The sequence below is a fragment of the Aestuariivirga sp. genome, assembly GCF_046294715.1.
In the GTDB taxonomy this organism is placed as follows: Bacteria; Pseudomonadota; Alphaproteobacteria; order Rhizobiales; family Aestuariivirgaceae; genus Aestuariivirga.
Genome location: NZ_JBKBKI010000063.1, coordinates 1 through 3,914, shown reverse-complemented (window position 1 = coordinate 3,914; position 3,914 = coordinate 1). Strand labels below are relative to the sequence as shown.

The following is a 3,914-nucleotide window of genomic DNA, read 5'->3' as shown; positions in this document are numbered from 1 at the left end:
GGTGGAGAAGGGCGAGACCGCCTTCGTGCCGAAGAACTGGGAAAAGACCTATTACGAGTGGATGCGCAACATCCAGCCCTGGTGCATCTCGCGCCAGCTCTGGTGGGGCCACCAGATTCCCGCCTGGTACGGGCCAGACGGCACGGTCTTCGTCGAGGAGACGGAGAACCTGGCGCTCGGCGCGGCGGCGCGCCACTACGGCGCGCGGGTGAACCTGACGCGCGACGAGGACGTGCTCGACACCTGGTTCTCCTCCGCACTGTGGCCGTTCTCGACGCTGGGCTGGCCGGAAGAGACGCCGGAGCTCAGGCGGCACTACAAGACCGACGTGCTCGTCACCGGCTTCGACATCATCTTCTTCTGGGTGGCGCGCATGATGATGATGGGCCTGCACTTCATGCGTGAGGTGCCGTTCCACACCGTCTACATCCACGCCCTGGTCCGCGACGAGAAGGGCCAGAAGATGTCGAAGTCCAAGGGCAACGTCATCGATCCCCTGGAGCTGATCGACGCCTATGGCGCAGACGCGCTGCGCTTCACCCTCGCCGCCATGGCCGCGCAGGGCCGCGACATCAAGCTTTCGAAGGCCCGTGTCGAGGGCTACCGCAACTTCGGCACCAAGCTGTGGAACGCCGCGCGTTTCGCCGAGATGAACGAAGTGATGCGCGAGCCCAACTACGACCCGCTGGCCGCGCGCGTGACGGCGAACCGCTGGATCGCGGGGGAGACGGCGCGCACCGAGGCGCTCGTGCGGCAGGCTCTCGAGGACTACAAGTTCAACGAGGCGGCGGGTGCGCTCTACCAGTTCGTCTGGAACGTGTTCTGCGACTGGTATCTCGAACTCATCAAGCCGATCCTCGGCGGCGAGGACGATCAGGCCAAGGCCGAGACGCGGGCCACCGCCGGCTGGGTGATGGACCAGATCCTGTTGTTGCTGCATCCGTTCATGCCCTTCGTGACGGAAGAGCTGTGGCAGCAGACGGCCGAGCGCAAGCGGTGGCTGATCGAATCCGACTGGCCGCGCTACCTGGGCCTCGGCGATCCGGCGGCGGATGCCGAGATGGAGTGGGTGATCCGGTTCATCTCCGAGGTGCGCTCGGTGCGGGCCGAGATGAACGTGCCCGCAGGCGCCAAGATCGGCTGCGTCATCGTGAGCGCAAACAGCGAGACGCGCCGCCGGGCCGCTGCCTGGGAGAACGAGATCATGCGGCTCGCACGGCTTTCCGCCATTGGCTTCGAGGACGCAGTGCCCAAGGCCTCGGCGCAGATCGTTCTGGAGGAGGCCACGATCGCGCTGCCGCTCGAGGGCGTGATCGACTTCGCCGCCGAAAAGGCCCGGCTTTCCAAGGAACTCGAGAAGATCGCCAAGGACATGGCCGGCATCGACGGCCGCCTCAACAATCCGGGTTTCGTGGCCAAGGCGCCGCCCGAGGTTCTCGAGGAATCGCGCGAGCGCAAGGCGGAGCTCGAGGCGCGCAAGGCAAAGGTGGACGAGGCGCTGACGAGGCTGCTCTAGCGATGGGGGGACGCGCGCGGGGATTCTGGCGCGCCGTCGACCTCGCGCAGGCGCGGTTCCTCCCGGCCGTTCCCTTCGCGGCCGATGACCAGCACAAGGGCTGGTGGGAGCAAGTGACGCGGGCGCCGCGCCATGTCTGGCGCCATTACCGCCTCGCCGCATCCGTGCCGCGGCCCCTCACGTGTGCGGTGCTGAGCGACCTTCATGCCGGGAGCCAGGCGGGCGATCTCGACCGCTTCGAGGCGATCGTGAGCGAGGTGCTGGCGCGGCGTTTCGATCTCATCCTCCTGCCCGGCGACTTCGTGAACATGCAGCTCTTCGGCGGCGGGCGCATCAGGCCGGAGGCGCTGGCCGAGATCCTTGCGCCGCTGGCGCGCGCAGCTCCCGCGGTGGCGGTTCTGGGAAACCACGACGCGGAATATGGCCGGGCGCGGGTCACGGCAGCACTCGAAGGCCAGGGCATCAGGGTACTCTCGAACAGCAGCGCATGCGTGGAGACGGCTCAGGGCCCTGTACACGTCGCAGGGCTCGAGGATCATTCGAGCGGCACGCCGGACGTGGCGAGCGCGCTCTCCGGCATCGAGGGCGAGGAGCCGGTGATCGTCCTCGCCCATGATCCGGCGAGCTTCGCCGATGTTCCGGAAGGACCGGCCGTCACCATCTGCGGGCATACGCATGGCGGGCAAATGCGCCTGCCCCTCCTGGGCGCAGTGGTCAATGCCAGCGCAGCACCGCTCGCCTGGACGCACGGGCACATCGTGGAGGGCAGGCGCCACCTCATCGTTTCCGCCGGGCTCGGCACCAGCGGCCTTCCCTGGCGCATCAACTGCCCGCCGGAGATCGTGGCGATCAGCCTGGAACCATGCTGACTGAGGTTGCCTCAGCCCGCCTTCACCGTCTTCCGGTTCCGCAGCACATGCTCGTGGGCGCCGTCATAGAGGGCCGAGTCGCGGAAGTCGTGGGCGTCGAGCACGCGTCCCACCAGGATCAGTGCGGTGCGGGTGAGCTTCGCCTCGCGTACCTTCCTCGCAATGGTGGAGAGCGTGCCGCGGATGATCATCTGGTCCGGCCAGGTGATGCGGTATGCGACCACGACCGGGCAGTCCGCGCCGTAATGGGGGGTCAGCGCGCGTTCGATATAGGCCAGATTCCGAATTGAAAGATGGATGGCGAGGGTGGCACCGGAACGGCCGAGCTCTTCAAGGGTCTCGCCCGGCGGCATGGCGGAGGCCTGCATGGCGGTGCGGGTGAGGATCACCGTCTGGGCGATCTCGGGGAGGGTGAACTCGGTCCTGAGTTCCGCCGCGGCGGCGGCGAAGGCGGGTACACCCGGTGTCACGTCATAGGGAATGCCGAGCCTCTCGAGCCTGCGGATCTGCTCCGCAATGGCGCCGTAGAGAGACGGGTCGCCGGAATGGACGCGCGCCACGTGCTCGCCCCTGGCGTGAGCGGCCTCGACCTCGGCGATGATCTCGTCGAGCGTCAGCGGCGCTGTGTCAACGACGCGGGCACCTCGCGGAGCAGCCTTCACGATCTCCTCCGGCACGAGCGAGCCCGCATAGAGGCACACGGGACACGACTGGATGAGCCTGAGGCCGCGCACGGTGATGAGATCGGGGGCGCCGGGGCCGGCGCCGATGAAATGCACGGTCATTCCGCTGCCTCTCTTTTCTTTGCATAGCCGCGCGGGGTGTAGGCATAGGTCCTGCCGTCGCCGCGCGCGAAGGATGTCGATTGGGACGAGCCCACCATCACGAGCGTGAGCATGTCCACGTCCGCGGGGTCGAACTCGCCGAATTGCACGATCTTCACCCGTTCCTCGGGCCGTCCGAGATTGGAGGCGATCACGACCGGCGTGTCCGGCGGCCGGTGCGCCTTCAGTATGGCGAAGGCCCTCTGCAGCTGGTCCCGCCGCTTCAGTGAGCGCGGATTGTAGAAGGAGACGACGAAGTCGCCTTCGGCCGCGGCCTTGAGGCGCTTCTCGATCACCTCCCACGGGGTGAGGAGATCGGAGAGCGAGATGCAGCAGAAATCGTGCCCGATCAAGGCGCCCGCCTTCGCTGCCGCTGCCTGGAAGGCGGAGATGCCGGGAATGACGTTGACGGCGATGCGGGCTGGCTCGAGGTCGATCACCTCGTAAACGAGTGCCGCCATGGCATAGATGCCGGCGTCGCCGGAGCAGACAAGAGCCACCTCACGGCCTTCCTTCGCAAGCGCGATGGCGTGGCGCACCCGGTTTTCCTCGCCGCCGAGGGGGAAACGGTGCTCAGCCTGGCCGGAAGCGAGATCCGCCACGAGATCGAGATAGAGGCCGTAGCCGACCCAATCAGACGATGACTCGAGCGCGGCGCGGGCGGCGGGCGCGCGCCATTCCGGCGCGCCGGGGCCGATGCCCACG

4 protein-coding genes are annotated in these 3,914 nt (G+C 67.5%); 2 read left to right on the top strand and 2 right to left on the bottom strand.

The features are described 5' to 3' along the window. Together ACK4HL_RS20310 and ACK4HL_RS20305 are read left to right on the top strand one after the other, a co-directional pair. Nucleotides 1–1,516, top strand: a 1,516-nt coding sequence (locus ACK4HL_RS20310) for a class I tRNA ligase family protein (protein WP_409764633.1), incomplete at its 5' end; no start/stop codon positions are given. A gap of 2 nt (nt 1,517–1,518) precedes the next feature. Further along, nucleotides 1,519–2,385, top strand: a complete 867-nt coding sequence (locus tag ACK4HL_RS20305) for a metallophosphoesterase (protein ID WP_409764631.1) — start codon at nt 1,519–1,521, stop codon at nt 2,383–2,385. Between the two features lie 11 nt (nt 2,386–2,396). Here ACK4HL_RS20305 and cobM read toward each other — a convergent pair whose 3' ends face one another. Together cobM and cobJ are read right to left on the bottom strand one after the other, a co-directional pair. Then, entirely contained in the window at nt 2,397–3,170 is a 774-nt protein-coding gene (gene cobM / locus ACK4HL_RS20300; protein ID WP_409764629.1) for a precorrin-4 C(11)-methyltransferase, read from the bottom strand. After that, a partial coding sequence (gene cobJ / locus ACK4HL_RS20295; RefSeq protein ID WP_409764627.1) for a precorrin-3B C(17)-methyltransferase occupies nt 3,167–3,914 on the bottom strand: 748 nt, incomplete at its 5' end. The genes cobJ and cobM, both read right to left, overlap by 4 nt.